Origin of the sequence: Moorena sp. SIO3A2 (genome assembly GCF_010672265.1) — a bacterium.
In the GTDB taxonomy this organism is placed as follows: domain Bacteria; phylum Cyanobacteriota; class Cyanobacteriia; order Cyanobacteriales; family Coleofasciculaceae; genus Moorena; species Moorena producens.
Window position 1 is genome coordinate 444289 of record NZ_JAAHHC010000007.1, and the last position, 14471, is coordinate 458759.

Below are 14471 nucleotides of genomic sequence, written 5' to 3' on the forward strand. Positions count from 1 at the left end.
GTTCGCCCTTGGCGTTCCCGAAGGGTAGGTTAGTTGGTTGAAGGTTAGTTGGTTGAAGGTTGAAGGTTAGTTGGTTGAAGGTTAGTTGGTTGAAGGTTGAAGGTTAGTTGGTTGAAGGTTAGTTGGTTGAAGGTTAGTTGGTTGAAGGTTGAAGGTTAGTTGGTTGAATGTTGTTCACCTTTGGCGTTCGGTGTAGGGTAGGTGGTTTGGTTGTTGGCCTTTGGCCTTCCGGAAGGGTAGGTTCAGAAGATAACCTGTAACCTTCAACCTGTAACCTGTAACCTGTAACCTGTAACCTGTAACCTGTAACCTTCAAACCTTCAAACCTTCAACCTTCAACCTTCAAACCTTCAAACCTTCAACCTTCAACCTTCAAACCTTCAACCTTCAAACCTTCAACCTTCAAACCTTCAACCTGTAACCTTTAACCTGTAACCTTTAACCGGCTAACCTATTTCTGAAACATCTTGAGCATGCGTTGGGTTACTAGGAAGCCACCGGAGATGTTGATGGTTCCAACTAAAATTGCGATCGCACCCAGAATAGTAGTAGGTGAGGTGGCTGCGCCGGAAATTTGCAGCATTCCACCAATGATGATGATGCCGCTAATGGCATTAGTAACACTCATCAAGGGGGTGTGCAGGGCTGGTTTTACGTTCCAGATCACTTGCCAGCCTACGAAGCAGGCCAGGATAAATACCGTGAAGTGGGAGAGGAAAGAAGGTGGTGCTCCGATTCCCAAGCCAACTAAGGCGAGTCCCACTAACACTGGCCAGAGCAAGCCCATGATACCCTTTGATTTCTTCGTCTCTGGCACAGACTGCTCTTTAGTTACCGCAGTCTGGGGTTCTGGTGCGGGTTTGGGAGGTGCTGGAGGTGTAGGCCGCTTGGGTGGGGGCCAGGTTACATCCCCAGCGTTTAGGACTAAGGCTCCCCGAACCACTTCATCCTCCATATCGACACGGTAATTTTCACTACCACCCATGTCCTTGAGGAGATGACAAAGGTTGGTGCCATAGAGTTGGCTAGATTGAGTAGCCATACGGCTGGGTAGGTCAGTTAATCCAATGATGGTCACACCTTTGTATTTGTAGACCTCATTGGCTTTGCTCACCTCACAGTTGCCCCCTTGCTCAGCTGCCATATCGACAACCACTGAGCCTTCTTTCATACTCGCTACCATTTCCTCGGTGATCAGCAGCGGTGCTTTTTTACCGGGGATCAGGGCAGTGGTGATGATGATGTCCACTTCTTTAGCCTGTGCAGCGAACAATGCCATCTCCGCCTCGATGAACTCTTTACTCATCACCTTGGCATAGCCCCCAGATCCGGTACCGTCTTCTTTGAAGTCCAGTTCCAGAAACTCTCCCCCCATGCTTTCCACTTGTTCCTTAACCACAGGGCGGGTATCGAAGGCGCGCACAACAGCACCCAGACCTTTAGCGGTACCAATAGCAGCTAGTCCAGCTACGCCAGCACCAATCACCAACACTTTAGCTGGGGGAACTTTTCCTGCTGCAGTAATTTGCCCAGTAAAAAAGCGACCAAAGTTATTCGCTGCCTCAATCACAGCCCGGTAACCAGCAATATTGGCCATAGAACTGAGGGCATCCATCTTTTGGGCCCTCGTGATGCGGGGTACCGCATCCATAGCCAACACTGTAGCCTTGCGGCTTGAGAGTTGTTCGAGCAGTTCTTGGTTTTGGCCTGGCCAGATAAAGCTGATTAAAGTGCCATTTTCCGATAGCAACTCAGACTCATGCTTGTTTAGAGTTGGATGCATCTGAGGAGGACGCACTTTTAGAACAATATCTGCCTCTGACCAAAGGCTATTGGCATCAGGGATGATTTGGCATTCTGCTTGTTCGTAAGCATTGTCAGGAAAATTCGCTGTCTCTCCTGCTCCCGATTCAATCAGCACATCAAAGCCAAGTTTCTGGAGCACCTTCGCTGTATCCGGTGTAGCAGCTACCCGGCATTCACCTGGGTAAATTTCTTTCGGGATACCAACCTTCATACGAGTTTTGGTTGGCTGTAAATCTAACGTTTCAGCCTCTTTGGGAATGGCTAGGGTCATTGACTCTCCTTCAGTTGTCTAAATGAAATAACGACGGAAAATTCGTTGATCACTAAGGTGGGTCTAGAAGCATCAGGCAAAGGATGTCCAGACCAGCCACTTTCAGGGGCTAAGGCCACCGTATTTCCTAACATAGCTTTTGGTCATGGGTGAAAAATACTCCTTAGGTGAGGACAACAAGAATCAGGAAAACTGGCGATAATAACTGTTTTCCCTAACTATTTTCGGTAAATAGAATCAAGTAACAACTTCTTTTAAAAATGTTGTCCCTTGATGACAATCTATCCTTCTATTTCTTTTGATTTCGAGTGGTTTTTAGCAACTTGTAGCTTCTTCCTGCTGGGGATGTTCACCCTGTTTAGAGGATTCCCAAGTTCAACTAGAACAGGATCAGTTTGCCCCCTGACACCGCCAATGCCCTTAAGGGTGGGTGATTGACTCGCTCTTGATCAGCTGACTGGCTTCCCATCTGTGCTACTTGTCGTTGTCTGGTACTTGTCCTGGTATCCAACACCAGGCATGGCCTCTTGCTGAATTTGAACTGCTGGCATAAATTTCTCTATATAAATTTCTCTGACTGTTCAAATACATCTGTCCCCATAACCGGATCTCTTTTTGGATCCTATGGTGATCTGCCAAAAGAGAGGATTATTTTTAACTTGTTTTAGGAATTGTGCTGTTGCACTCAGTTGTCGTAGGTAATCTTTACTAGTCAGATCGATTCCGTCACTGACTATAGATGATGATGGTAATGGTGTAATAAAGTGTTATAGGTGATTAAAGTGTAGCGATAGTGTTTTGAAATTGGTATGAGGGTAAGCATTCAGCTATCAGCTATCAGCCATCAGCTATCAGCTATCAGCCATTGGCTGTAGGCCAAGCTACTTTGAATCAAATAAGCTGACGGCTGACCACTGACCGCTGACCACTGACCACTGACCGCTGACCGCTGACCGCTGACCGCTGACCGCTGAATGCTTACGTATTAGGGATATATTGCGTATATATATTGGGTATAGCTTGTGTATATATATAAGTAGTACAGTAAAAAAACAAATAACTGTTAACTGTAAGCTCAAGTCAGCAGCATTAGATTTATGCTATCCACAAAATCTTCCATCAAAAGCCTGATTTCCGCGATCGCATTAGCTGGTTGTGTCTTGACCGGGCTATCGGTTCGGAGCTTAGCCCAGAGTAATCCCGGATTGGTACTCTGGAGTGGTGTTAAGCGGGAAAATATCCTGAGATATCACCTAGATTTTAACGGTGCCCCCAATTACTGGGATCGTTACCGCTTGAGGATTCCCAAGAAGAAACTGGAATTGGGAGTCGCTCAGTTTTCTATTTCTTATCCAGATTACTACGATGGTAAGTTCGACGTGGACAAAATTGAGGTGCGCGTTGACGGTAAATCCCTCCCGGTCTCTGAGGTAGTCTGGGACAAAGAGAATTATAGCATTCAGATTTATATGGAAGAGGCAGTTCCAGCCAATGAAAATGTGGAATTAGTATTTTCCAATGTCAAAAACCCTGATGGGGGTACCTATTACTTCGTTTGTTATGTCTTAGCCCCTGGTGATATTCCACTACCCAGTTATGTCGGTACCTGGATTATGAGTATTGGTCGATAATATAGCAATTCTCAATTCGGTGAAGCGGAGCATGTTAGTTTTGTTAATCCCTGATTCAGATCCCCCGTTGCTCCCCCTTAGTAAGGGGGACTTTTGAATCTAATTCCCCCCTTTTTTAAGGGGGGTTAGGGGGGATCTATATACATAATTACAAGGGTGACATGCTCCCCAGTGAGGTAACTGCCAGACCCCCAAAACTAGTTTCCCCCTGTTGAATAGACCTCGCTACTGTTGCGGCGAGGTCTATTGATTTATTGTGCTAATTTAATGTCTCTTTGATCTCCCTTTTGTCTACATCAGTCATGATTTCCAGTCCCTTGGGAGTAGCCTTTAGGTGAAAAAGATAGCGACCGTTGATCATATAGACTGTGGTGATAGCTCCGATGGCGCAGATCAGGACTCCACAGAGCGGTAAGGAAATTTGCCAAACTGGGAAGTTGTACTTACTTGGTTTTTTCTGTTGATTCTTTAACATAGTGATTGAACACTTAGAGACGACTGGTTAAATAGCCACGATTTCCTCTTGAGTGCCTGCCTAGACGCTACAAACTATCCAGCAGGCTTTCACTCAGAGTAGAATTCCTACCCCAACAGGACTTACGCATTTGCCCCCTAAATCCCCCGAGCGAGCAATCCCTCGCTCGGGGGACTTTGACATCATTACCCCCCAAAATTGGGGGGCTAGGGGGGCTATATCAACTTAACCGCGTAAGTCCTGCCCAAAGAATTTTTGCGCAAAATTAGTACGCATGTTCTTTCAATCGCTACTAGCAGCTTTAGAGTCTGATCACCAGGCTATATATTAATGTGCCTGTTCAAGGATTCTGTGACATTGACTGGCTCATTGCTCTAGAGGTGCTGCTCTTCAAAATTAAAGCACCCTGTTTTTTTGGAAATTTTCCCGAGAGGGTGTCACACTTTCTGACAGTTCTGCACATATATATAGAGGAACATTGATACGGATATCGATTATGCGAATTTACACTCCTATTGCAAAAAATGATCAAAACACTAAACCAGACATAATTATTCGAGGATATATAATAAATGAAGGAAAATTTTGACCAAGCGTTTCAACCTTTATCCAAAAAAAAATCTTTATCAATTTATTATAGGCTGATTGTAAAAAATTCTCAAATTTGCTCTGGGCAAAAACTTTTTGTTTTTTTGATTATAGCCTGCGTAAAGCAAACTTGGGATAATACTTCATTTATCAACGGAATAAAGTCCAAACTACGCCAATTTAATTTACCGGATTACCAAATATACGAGGTGATTACTGAAACCTATTTACGGGGAATAAAACTGCTAGAATCTGGCGAAGAGATTGAAAAACCTAGAGCCTGGATCAGGAGGACTTCATTCAATGTCATCCGTGAAATGAGCAGGAAACAAAAAAATAAACAAAAAAAAGAAAAGTCATGGGATGCTAATTTTAAAGAACATCAAATAGCACTAGAAGACAGCAATAGTCTCGACTCAGAAAACTCTGAGGAGGAAAACTTCAAGCTGTTGGAGCTAGCTCTTCAAAAGTTAGAGCCAAAGGACAACAAGCTAATCGTGTTACGGCACATAAAAGGCTTATCTTGGAAACAAGTAGTAAACCATCTAGCTTCTAAGGGAGAAGATATTACTGAGGCGTCTGCCAGACAGCGAGGTAATCGTGCCCTAAAGCGTTTGCGCAAAATATTTTTTGAGCTTAAGAAGCATAATCAGTAAACAAAATATTATGATTAACTATAGCTAATTATGGTGCGGAAACCGCTTGGGGTAATTCCTTCATTGATTGCCCCAATCTTCCTTTATTAATTAAATAATTAATATATATTTTTTAAAATATTTTTATTTATTAAATAATAAATTACTAATAAATATTTATTTACAAATGAAAAAAAGTTAAGTTGAAAATAATGAGTATAATTAACCAAAAAAATAGTAAGTTATCAGAAGAATATCGCCAGCTAATAGCTCTTCCGTTTTTGTCTGAATTAGATGCAAATCGGATGGCAGAAATCCTAGAGCTAGCTAATCTTGATGAATCCCTTAACTCCTTAATTGAGGAAATTGAAATGACCGACTATTTAAAACTAGAAAAGTGGAATCAAGGTCTTCGGAATTTACTCAACGTGGTTTCCACAGAGGAGCCATCCCCTAATACAGCATTCCAGGACTAAACCATCTGAAGGGGTGTAAGCATTCAGCGGTCAGCTATCAGTTATCAGCCATCAGCCATCAGCCGTCAGCCATCAGTGGTCAGTGGCACAGGCTTCGACGCTGTGATGCTTCGACGCTGTGACGCTTCGACGCTGTGACCTAACTCATAAACTGATAACTGATAGCTGATAGCTGATAGCTGATAGCTGATAGCTGATAGCTGATAGCTGATAGCTGATAGCTGATAACTGATAGCTGATAGATTGCCTTGATAGATCACCCCTTGACATGGTATGATCAACAATCAGCTATAGTTGGCAATCAATCCTTTATAGTATTCGTACATAGTATTCCTCCAGCAAACCCATGACTCAACGCACTCTAGGCGGGACCAACCGTAAGCAAAAAAGAAAATCCGGTTTTCGTGCCCGGATGCGCACCAAAGATGGTCGCAATGTGATTAGAGCTCGCAGAAGCAAGGGACGGCGTCGTCTCTCGGTCTAGTCATCTAAGCATTGATGCCGACCTGCTGCAAGTGAAAGGTAAAAGGTTAAGAAACAGCCATTTCCCGTGGCTCTTCTGCCTTTATCCTGCTCAAGGAATTGACAAAATCAAGGATTAAAGTTAAGTATTGGGATTGCCTCAAGCCAATCGACTTAAGCACTGGCGAGATTTTAAGACAGTTTATCGCTGGGGTATTCGTCGTTCAGGGCGTTACCTAACATTACGGGGTTTACAACAGAGTACTATTGCCCCGATTGCCAAAGAAACCATTGCGCCAGAAAAATCCCTACCAGACAATCCCCCTCCCTCTCGTCTTGGCATCTCCATCAGCCAAAAAGTCAGTAAGAAAGCAGTTGTTAGAAATCGGATTAAGCGGCAAATTCGATCCGCCCTCAGGCAATTATTACCACGCCTATCCCCCGGTTGGAAACTAGTATTTATAGTAAAACCAGAAGCCAGAGAGTGCGAATATGCACAACTTTTGAGAGAATTAGAAAAGTTGTTGGTAAAAGCAGAGGTGTTGGATGGGCATTAGAGAAGATGTATTTTATGAGGGTGGTCCTCACCGGGGAGATCTGATCATTAGCATATTGTTGGCATTTACGATTATATTCATACCTCTAACCGTAGCTGCTATTGTCCGGGCTCTATGGCTACGGTATCGGATTACCAGCCGCCGGATATCAATAACTGGGGGTTGGCGGGGACGCGATCGCTCAGATGTGATCTATTCTGAAGTTTCAAAGATTGCCACAGTTCCCCGTGGTATAGGAACTTGGGGAGATATTGTCGTTACCCTAAAAGATGGTAGCCGTTTGGAAATGCGGGCAATACCCCGCTTTAGAGAAATTTACGACTACATTGCCGAACGAGCAGCAGACAAAACAGGCAAAGCGGTTAGTGCCATCAAAATGATGTAGACAGAACATTGAAAAGAAAACCTTGACATCGGTCACTTGCCCTGATCTAGTCTTCCCTTTCCTACATCTGGCCACCTAAATCGGCTAAACTGCTTGATGTAATTAGATCTACCTGATAAATGTCGGAAACCCGAACCGCATAGGGACGGAGATTAGTTACATTAGACACAGAAAACTTTACAATAGCGCCTAGGTTAACGTCAAACGAATGGACTTTGGTATCGGATTTATCTCCAACAACATCATGCTGCCAATCCTGGATTTCTTTTACGGGATTGTGCCTAGCTATGGTTTAGCCATAATAGCCTTGACCCTGGTAATTCGCTTTGCCCTCTTCCCTCTTAATGCTGGCTCCATTCGCAACATGAGGCGCATGAAAGTCACCCAACCCCTGATGAAGAAGGAGCAAGAAGCAATAAAAGAGCGCTACAAGGATGACCCGGCTAAACAGCAGGAAGAAATGAGTAAGCTGTTCCAAAAGTTTGGCAACCCCCTAGCCGGTTGTTTGCCACTGTTGGTACAAATGCCGGTTCTGTTTGCCCTATTTGCGACCTTGCGGGGATCACCTTTTGCAAACATTAACTACGACGTCAACTTACAAATTTTTCCCCAAGAACAGCTGGAATATATCCAGCCTAAAGTCTTTACCACCAAACCCCAAAATATTTACATTACCGATGGCTTACATGAACCAGTCATCGCCCTACTTCCGGCAGGAAATAAGCTGGTAGTTGGGGAAAAAACCAGAGTAGAGTTTCAAACTGTTGAAGGTCAACCCTTAAACCAACTAATTGCTCAGCATCCAGAAACCGATATCAGTCCCACTTGGCAAATAGTCAACGGAGAGGACCGCTTACGTATTCTTGAGGACGGTACACTAGAAGCCCTGATGCCTGGAGAGGTAAAGCTTCAGGGAACCTTACCGGGAATAGCTGCAAACAAAGGCTTTCTATTTATTGATGCTTTAGGAAGAGTGGGTGCTTTTGATGACGATGGCACTATCCACTGGGATATCGTAGGGATGATTCTCTTCTTTGGGATCAGTTTGTACGTCAACCAGCTGTTGTCTGGTTCAGGTGCAGGTTCCGGGCAAGCCGGTGACCAGCAAAAGGCAGTGAATCAGATTACTCCAGTATTGTTTTCTGGCATGTTCTTATTCTTTCCCCTGCCAGCTGGGGTATTGATGTATATTGTTGTAGCTAATATATTTCAAACTATCCAGACTTTCATTCTATCGAGAGAACCTCTGCCAGAGAATTTGCAAGAAATAGTTGAGCAGCAGGAAAAAGAGGCAAAAAGACAAGCAGCTAAGTCTGGAGAGGGTCGAGAGGCATTACCTTTTGAGCCCAAGCGTTCAAAGAAAAAGGCATCAAGTTAGCATCAAGTTAGTATGATAAATCAACATCAGGAGCGTGGTAAAGAGTGGTTAGAAGAACTCCTGCGATTATCTCGATTGCCCGCCAGTATAGAGGTAGCTGATGGTGAAGCTCCTCTAGGAGAGCGACCCAGCTACTGGTTGACAATCGATAATAGTCAACTGACCTCGAAAGACACTCAAACTTTAATTGGTCGGGAAGGGGAAGTTATCGATTCTATCCAGTACTTAGCAAATTCCCTCCTTAACTTGGGTCATGATGAGCAGGAACAAGCCGTTTACGTCATCGATATAGATAGCTATCGAGCCAGACGGCAAGTGGAACTTCAAGCGATCGCTGAACACGCTGCGATGAAAGTCCGTCAGACCGGGAAAGAATTTGAATTGAAATCCCTATCGGCAGCAGAGCGGCGTCAAGTCCATACCCTATTCAAGGCTTTTGAGGATCTAGAAACTCTGAGTCGAGGGCAAGAGCCAGACCGACGACTGGTGGTGCGTCGCAGGTATTGACAGATTCAGGATTTTCACCCTCTCACGGCTGATTGTACTTGGGATTATTCCCACCACCTGGCTAACATAATGCATTAACTCTATATAACAATTTAAGTCTATAAATGGTCGCTTTTTGCTGAGTCAGGACTTACGCGCTTAAGTGGATTTAGCCCCCCTAGCCCCCCAATATTGGGGGGTAATGATGTCAAAGTCCCCCGAGCGAGGGATTGCTCGCTCGGGGGATTTAGGGGGCAAATGGGTAAGTCCTATGAGTGTTTGAGAAGCTCAAGGTTAACCATCAACGCTTAACAGTCAACTGCAAAGGATAAGCATTATGGAGGCTATATATATTCCTGAGTTGCTCAAATTACCAGAGCAAAGAGAAGTAACTCCGGTCAATCAATTCTTGGTGGATTTACCGACACTGACCCCAGTTCGAGGTCAAGTGCAAGTGGCTCATCAAGGCAATTACCTGGAGGTCTGTGCTCAAGCAGAAACGATCATTACCTTGACTTGTCACCGCTGCTTAAAACAGTACAACCACCGCCTAAGCATCGATACATCCGAATTAGTTTGGTTAGCTTCCTCAGCTGACCAACTCTCGGATGAATCCCTAGAGCAGGAGATAACGTGGGATGATTTACAAGAAACCCTTCCAGCTCAGGGGTATTTTTATCCAGACACTTGGTTATACGAACAACTATGTCTGGCAATTCCGCCACGGCAGCTGTGTGACCAAGAATGTATAGGTATCCAGATTAACGATAACAGTGAAGCACAGTTACGGGATCAACTACGGGATCAACGTTGGGGCGCTCTAGAATCCCTGAAGAGAAAACTTCCTGGATAGTGAGTTGCCTGGTAGTATAATGCTGAAGGGGAAATCGGTCAGAGAGTTACTAGCAGCAGAGCCGTTATCCAAGTTTCTTGGAAATAAAAATGCTATGTTCAAAGTTTAATTATTTTTTTATAGTATTTATTGTTTGAGTAATTGGCTCTTATATAAAAATCCGTGTAGGAATTGTCATAATTTTTGACGCTATATTCCCGTCTTGATGCAGTCGCTCATGGGGGGAACCACGGCAGTCGCTCATGGTTTGAAGTTACCGTAAGACAGTTGAGCCTTAATCAATAAGTTTTAACCCTTTTTTGCATAACCTACCAACCATAAAGGCTCAACTGTCGGATTGGAATGGCGCGCGGAACATAATGATCCGCGCTTTGTCGGCAACAACCACCAGGTTTTCACCTGGTGCTATACAGATCATTCCTGCTGATGGGTAGGTTTAGAGAGGTTAAATGTTGCACCAGCCAGCATTAGCAACAACGATATCAATTTTGCCGAACTTACTACGGGCAAAGGTTGCGGCTTTATCCAGGTCACCATCCTTTGTGACATCACAGGGCATAGCAAGTACACGTTGACCGTTGGGATCAATTTGTGAAGCTATGGCTTCTAATCGTTCTGCTCGCCGAGCTAGGAGTACCACATTGGCTCCTTGACGGGCTAATTCATGAGCAAGAGCTGCTCCAATGCCAGAGGAAGCTCCTGTGATTAGTGCCACTTGATCCTTAAAGTTGCTCATCTATTGCTTGCTTAAAGTTAATTTCAATATTGTGAGCTCGATTGTATTAAATAATGAAATTTTACTGTAAAATTTGGCATCTTGAGATAAACACTCGGCTAGTTGAGCTTTAATCGGGTCGCGAAAAATCTCACGATATCAGCCCCAAGTTACCGTCGCTAGTATAAGGTCTAATGAATCTGCCTGCTTTTAAGGGTTAAATAAGTCAAATACCTCAGTTATCCCTAAATCCTAAAAAATTTTTTGCCAAGGACTTGACACATTTGTAATATACTTGTAGTATAAAAGTAAGGTTAAAGAGAAAACATCACGCTACAAGGAGGGATGCCCAATGATTCATGTTCGGTTTGAAGGTCGTTCCTACGACATTGCTGAAGGTCAGCTGGGTATAGCCAAAAGTATGAACGATACCGCTGTTAAACAGCAACTCGCGAAGTACTTTGATGTAGCCCCAGAGCGCTTTACCTCTTATGTCATCGACCGCAGTACCAACCGCAATCTGATTATAAGACCTGAAGCGGTTTATGGTTAAGGTTTGTGGTTAAAAGGTTTATGGTTAAAAGGTGTTAAAAGGTTAAACCTTTTGTCCTGTGCCCTAATCTCAAGAAGCCTACACACAGATAACGATCCTAAGGTAGCGAACTCGGGTAACCGAGGAGCGCGAGCACTAAGCCATTGTCTTACAGAGATTTGGCGTGCGTGTCCACTGCTAAGCCATGCTTGGTGAGGACGGTCGTAAGTTGCTATAAAGCTTTTGTTAACTTGCACAGGAGCAATTGTTCTCAATTTCCCCCCGCGCCCTAACCGCTGAAGCTTACATACTACCGATCTGCTAATCGGAAGGTTATAGGTTCGAATCCTATCAGCGGCGCTATTTGCCGCTGTAGCTCAAATGGATAGAGCATCATTTTATTCAAAGCTTTACTGACTTGCGCGGGGACCCTAATTCTAGTGGTTTTCACTGCCATAACTAAATAACTTTAAAATTAAGCGATGCAGCGCGGTCTTGGGGAGGCAGCGCGGTCTTGGGGGTCCCCCCCATGAGCGACTGCCGTGGTTCCCCCCATGAGCGACTGCATCAAGACACTGAGTCACCTTCGCGCCCTGACCCGGAAAGCTTTCATACTCGCCAAATGGTAAGGCACTTGACTCATCATCGAGAATATGCGGGTTCAAATCCCGTGTGTGAAACAACGGCTTTCTGAACTTGCGCGATTGATTCAACCTTCTAGGAATAATTTCCAAATTATGCTACAGAGTGATAAAAGTACTGGTTAAAAAACTATTATAAGTTCCTATCAATTTTGTATTAACTTGCACAGAAGCAAGTGTTACAAATTTACCCCCGCGCCCTAACCGCTGAAGCTTACATACTACCGACTACGAATCGGAAGGTTATAGGTTCGAATCCTATCAGTGGCGCTATTTGCCGCTGTAGCTCAAATGGATAGAGCATCATTTTATTAAAAGCTTTATTGACTTGCGCGGGGACCCTAATTCTAATCGTTTTCACTGCCATAACCAAACAATTTTAAAAATTCACTGAGTCACCTTCGCGCCCTGACCCGGAAAGCTTTCATACTCGCCAAATGGTAAGGCACTTGATTCTGTTCAAGTATATACGGGTTCAAATCCCGTGTGTGAAACAATGGCTTTCTGAACTTGCGCGGATTGATTCAATCTTCTATAGCAAAGGAAACAGGGAATAGGGAGTAGAGAGTAGGGAGTAGGGAGTAAGGAGTAGATAAATTCGGTTCAAAATTATGACAATTAATTTAGGCTTGCTATAGGAATAATTTAAAATTAATTACAGATATTATTAGTTTATCATTGTTAATTAATTTAGATTATTATTCACGATTAATGATTTAAATGAGGTAGTAATAGCCACCATTAATTTTATTATTATTGGGATGATAAATTATTTAATTAATGGTGGCATTTTTGTTGGTTTTAGTAAACCAAACAACCTTCAACCTTCAACCTTCAACCAAACAACCTTCAACCAACTTTCAACCAAACAATCAAATAACTTATAGATTTGTCCAGAAATTACATAGGAGCATAGGAGGTTAATCCTATGAAAACTGAAGAGCGTGACCTGCGTTTAGAATTACTAAACAGTTTATTAACTACACCCCATCGTAAGCTGGAGCAAGTGACAGAATTGCACCAACTGATGGTAGAACTTGACCCAATTTTTTACGGTCACTTAGCCGTTTGGTACGAGGGTCACGGGGATGTCCGGGACCACAAAGAAGTGTTTCTAGGTCATTTGTTGACTAGCAATTTGACCGAACACCGAGATGCTGGCTTTGTGATGCTGCAAAAATTCCCACCATACCAGGTGGCACGAGTAGTGGATTTCATGAAGCAGCAGCGCAATAAGGTGCCTCGTTCGGCTCGAACAGCAGTGCGGCGCTACCTTAAGACACGGGAAAAAACTCCAGCATTGTTTGACCGAGCAGCATTGCGGGGTCGAAAGGCGATGAAGCATCTCTATGCTAGTTTACATATTAAGCCTAGCTCTAGAGCAGATGCTGTATTATTTAAGGACAATCCTCCAGAAGGTTCTTTAGCTTGGATACTGAAGCAGTTAGCGAAAACTGAAACTGCTGCTGAACAGGCGCAATTGATTGTTGAACATAAGATTCCCTACACCATCGCCATTGGTGCTGTGCGCTCTGTCACTCCTACGGTTTTGGTGGCGCTAATTAATTCCATGACACCCCAAGAGGTAATTAATAATCTCAAATCCCTCCAAGGGCGGGGTGCGATGGAACACCCACAGGTCAAGGAGTTGATTGAGGCAAAGCTAGAACAGGCACAGACAAGCGATCGCGTTTCTGCGTTCAAGGCACAAGTTGCCGCTGAGGCTGCTCAGTTAGATACTCAAACTCTTGCTAAGTTAAAACAAGTTACCAATGAGCAAGTAAAGCGCAAAGGTACCATTACCAAGCCCACTGCTCTACTAGTGGACAAGTCCGGTTCAATGGACAAAGCCATTGAAGTTGGTAAGCGGCTGGCAGCCCTAATCTCTGGTATTACTGAAGCTGAGCTGTTTGTGTATGCCTTCGATACCATGCCTTACCCAGTTAAGGCTCAAGGAAAAGAGTTGAGTGACTGGGAAAGTGCCTTCAGGCACATCAAGGCAGGGGGTGGGACTAGCATTGGTTGTGCTTTAGAAGTAATGCGTTCTCGGAAGCAGGCGGTTGACCAGATTATCTTGGTTACGGATGAAGGTGAAAACACAGCACCTTACTTTGGTAAAGTTTACAAGACCTACTCTCGTGAATTGGGATTGATGCCCAATGTGATTATTGTCCGAGTTGGTTACTCCTACGACTGGGTGGAAAGTAAACTAAAGGAGCAAGACGTGCCAGTAGAAACCTTTACCTTTGCTGGAGATTACTATTCTCTACCAAACCTGGTTCCACTGATGACTCGTCCATCACGGCTAGACTTATTGATGGAGATTCTGGATACACCGCTACCGGTGCGAAATGATAAGTAGTGCAACATTTAACCTGTACAAACCTACTCACAAGCAGATAAGACGATGGTATAGCAAAGCGTGAAAACTAATGGTTGTTGCCGACAAAGCAATGCCAAAAGCATTGCGCTAATTTTATTAATGGAGGCTCTGCTGCCTACTCTCAAACCGCACTGTAACTTCACTCAGTCCATTATTTTACGTCGCTTAACTTACGACCAGCTGCCTTCGCTTTTAGT

At 44.0% G+C, this 14471-nt stretch carries 16 protein-coding genes and 2 tRNA genes; 14 read left to right on the forward strand and 4 right to left on the reverse strand.

Annotation, left to right across the window (positions count from 1 at the left end; genetic code table 11):
• Positions 1-451: 451 nt before the first annotated feature.
• Positions 452-2077 (reverse strand): Re/Si-specific NAD(P)(+) transhydrogenase subunit alpha, encoded by a 1626-nt coding sequence (pntA, locus tag F6K64_RS11480; protein ID WP_009148791.1) that lies wholly within the window; start codon positions 2075-2077, stop codon positions 452-454.
• A 1097-nt stretch (positions 2078-3174) separates the two neighbouring features.
• Between pntA and F6K64_RS11485 the strand changes: the two genes are divergently transcribed.
• Positions 3175-3708, forward strand: coding sequence for a DUF2808 domain-containing protein (locus F6K64_RS11485; RefSeq protein WP_009148785.1), 534 nt, complete (start codon positions 3175-3177; stop codon positions 3706-3708).
• Positions 3709-3967: 259 nt separating this feature from the next.
• Here the strand turns inward: F6K64_RS11485 and F6K64_RS11490 are convergent, their stop codons facing one another.
• Positions 3968-4183, reverse strand: a complete 216-nt coding sequence (locus tag F6K64_RS11490; protein ID WP_009148783.1) for a hypothetical protein — start codon at positions 4181-4183, stop codon at positions 3968-3970.
• Between the two features lie 572 nt (positions 4184-4755).
• Here F6K64_RS11490 and F6K64_RS11495 point away from each other — a divergent pair.
• Both F6K64_RS11495 and F6K64_RS11500 read left to right on the forward strand, forming a co-directional pair.
• Positions 4756-5427 (forward strand): sigma-70 family RNA polymerase sigma factor, encoded by a 672-nt coding sequence (locus F6K64_RS11495; protein WP_009148782.1) that lies wholly within the window; start codon positions 4756-4758, stop codon positions 5425-5427.
• Between the two features lie 191 nt (positions 5428-5618).
• Entirely contained in the window at positions 5619-5882 is a 264-nt protein-coding gene (locus tag F6K64_RS11500; protein WP_009148780.1) for a hypothetical protein, read from the forward strand.
• A 65-nt stretch (positions 5883-5947) separates the two neighbouring features.
• Here the strand turns inward: F6K64_RS11500 and F6K64_RS11505 are convergent, their stop codons facing one another.
• Entirely contained in the window at positions 5948-6166 is a 219-nt protein-coding gene (locus F6K64_RS11505) for a hypothetical protein (protein ID WP_009148778.1), read from the reverse strand.
• A 62-nt stretch (positions 6167-6228) separates the two neighbouring features.
• Between F6K64_RS11505 and rpmH the strand changes: the two genes are divergently transcribed.
• The 6 genes from rpmH to F6K64_RS11535 all read left to right on the forward strand — a co-directional run bounded on the left by rpmH (position 6229) and on the right by F6K64_RS11535 (position 10003).
• Positions 6229-6366 carry a 50S ribosomal protein L34 gene (rpmH, locus tag F6K64_RS11510; RefSeq protein ID WP_044494288.1) on the forward strand — a complete coding sequence of 46 codons (138 nt, stop codon included), beginning with the start codon at positions 6229-6231 and terminating at the stop codon, positions 6364-6366.
• Between the two features lie 127 nt (positions 6367-6493).
• Positions 6494-6901 (forward strand): ribonuclease P protein component, encoded by a 408-nt coding sequence (rnpA, locus tag F6K64_RS11515; RefSeq protein ID WP_009148776.1) that lies wholly within the window; start codon positions 6494-6496, stop codon positions 6899-6901.
• Positions 6891-7286, forward strand: coding sequence for a PH domain-containing protein (locus F6K64_RS11520; protein WP_009148774.1), 396 nt, complete (start codon positions 6891-6893; stop codon positions 7284-7286). The genes rnpA and F6K64_RS11520 overlap by 11 nt, the downstream gene beginning before the upstream one ends.
• Before the next feature lie 208 nt (positions 7287-7494).
• Positions 7495-8664, forward strand: coding sequence for a membrane protein insertase YidC (gene yidC, locus F6K64_RS11525; protein WP_009148772.1), 1170 nt, complete (start codon positions 7495-7497; stop codon positions 8662-8664).
• A 12-nt stretch (positions 8665-8676) separates the two neighbouring features.
• Entirely contained in the window at positions 8677-9171 is a 495-nt protein-coding gene (locus F6K64_RS11530) for a Jag family protein (protein WP_009148770.1), read from the forward strand.
• Positions 9172-9487: 316 nt separating this feature from the next.
• Positions 9488-10003, forward strand: a complete 516-nt coding sequence (locus F6K64_RS11535; protein ID WP_009148766.1) for a YceD family protein — start codon at positions 9488-9490, stop codon at positions 10001-10003.
• Between the two features lie 445 nt (positions 10004-10448).
• Here the strand turns inward: F6K64_RS11535 and F6K64_RS11540 are convergent, their stop codons facing one another.
• The gene (locus F6K64_RS11540) at positions 10449-10739 is read right to left on the reverse strand and encodes an SDR family oxidoreductase (RefSeq protein ID WP_008177507.1); all 291 of its coding nucleotides are present in this window, start codon (positions 10737-10739) and stop codon (positions 10449-10451) included.
• 331 nt (positions 10740-11070) lie between these two features.
• On the opposite strand from F6K64_RS11540, the gene F6K64_RS11545 reads away from it, so the two are divergent.
• The 5 genes from F6K64_RS11545 to F6K64_RS11565 all read left to right on the forward strand — a co-directional run bounded on the left by F6K64_RS11545 (position 11071) and on the right by F6K64_RS11565 (position 14253).
• Positions 11071-11271 carry a hypothetical protein gene (locus F6K64_RS11545; RefSeq protein WP_287252175.1) on the forward strand — a complete coding sequence of 67 codons (201 nt, stop codon included), beginning with the start codon at positions 11071-11073 and terminating at the stop codon, positions 11269-11271.
• Positions 11272-11858: 587 nt separating this feature from the next.
• Positions 11859-11930: transfer RNA gene (locus tag F6K64_RS11550), tRNA-Met, on the forward strand.
• A gap of 165 nt (positions 11931-12095) precedes the next feature.
• Positions 12096-12161, forward strand: a tRNA-OTHER gene (locus tag F6K64_RS11555).
• A 491-nt stretch (positions 12162-12652) separates the two neighbouring features.
• On the forward strand, positions 12653-12778 hold the full coding sequence (locus F6K64_RS11560) for a hypothetical protein (RefSeq protein ID WP_008177514.1): 126 nt from the start codon (positions 12653-12655) through the stop codon (positions 12776-12778).
• 41 nt (positions 12779-12819) lie between these two features.
• A complete protein-coding gene (locus tag F6K64_RS11565) occupies positions 12820-14253 on the forward strand; it encodes a vWA domain-containing protein (RefSeq protein ID WP_287252176.1) in 1434 nt (477 codons plus the stop codon).
• Positions 14254-14471: the final 218 nt, after the last annotated feature.

Bases quoted from the DNA above. Each gene is read 5' to 3' on its own strand.
- pntA (WP_009148791.1), bottom strand. From the start codon at position 2,077: ATGACCCTAGCCATTCCCAAAGAGGCTGAAACGTTAGATTTACAGCCA.
- F6K64_RS11485 (WP_009148785.1), top strand. From the start codon at position 3,175: ATGCTATCCACAAAATCTTCCATCAAAAGCCTGATTTCCGCGATCGCA.
- F6K64_RS11490 (WP_009148783.1), bottom strand. From the start codon at position 4,183: ATGTTAAAGAATCAACAGAAAAAACCAAGTAAGTACAACTTCCCAGTT.
- F6K64_RS11495 (WP_009148782.1), top strand. From the start codon at position 4,756: ATGAAGGAAAATTTTGACCAAGCGTTTCAACCTTTATCCAAAAAAAAA.
- F6K64_RS11500 (WP_009148780.1), top strand. From the start codon at position 5,619: ATGAGTATAATTAACCAAAAAAATAGTAAGTTATCAGAAGAATATCGC.
- rpmH (WP_044494288.1), top strand. From the start codon at position 6,229: ATGACTCAACGCACTCTAGGCGGGACCAACCGTAAGCAAAAAAGAAAA.
- F6K64_RS11520 (WP_009148774.1), top strand. From the start codon at position 6,891: ATGGGCATTAGAGAAGATGTATTTTATGAGGGTGGTCCTCACCGGGGA.
- yidC (WP_009148772.1), top strand. From the start codon at position 7,495: ATGGACTTTGGTATCGGATTTATCTCCAACAACATCATGCTGCCAATC.
- F6K64_RS11530 (WP_009148770.1), top strand. From the start codon at position 8,677: ATGATAAATCAACATCAGGAGCGTGGTAAAGAGTGGTTAGAAGAACTC.
- F6K64_RS11535 (WP_009148766.1), top strand. From the start codon at position 9,488: ATGGAGGCTATATATATTCCTGAGTTGCTCAAATTACCAGAGCAAAGA.
- F6K64_RS11540 (WP_008177507.1), bottom strand. From the start codon at position 10,739: ATGAGCAACTTTAAGGATCAAGTGGCACTAATCACAGGAGCTTCCTCT.
- F6K64_RS11545 (WP_287252175.1), top strand. From the start codon at position 11,071: ATGATTCATGTTCGGTTTGAAGGTCGTTCCTACGACATTGCTGAAGGT.
- F6K64_RS11560 (WP_008177514.1), top strand. From the start codon at position 12,653: ATGATAAATTATTTAATTAATGGTGGCATTTTTGTTGGTTTTAGTAAA.
- F6K64_RS11565 (WP_287252176.1), top strand. From the start codon at position 12,820: ATGAAAACTGAAGAGCGTGACCTGCGTTTAGAATTACTAAACAGTTTA.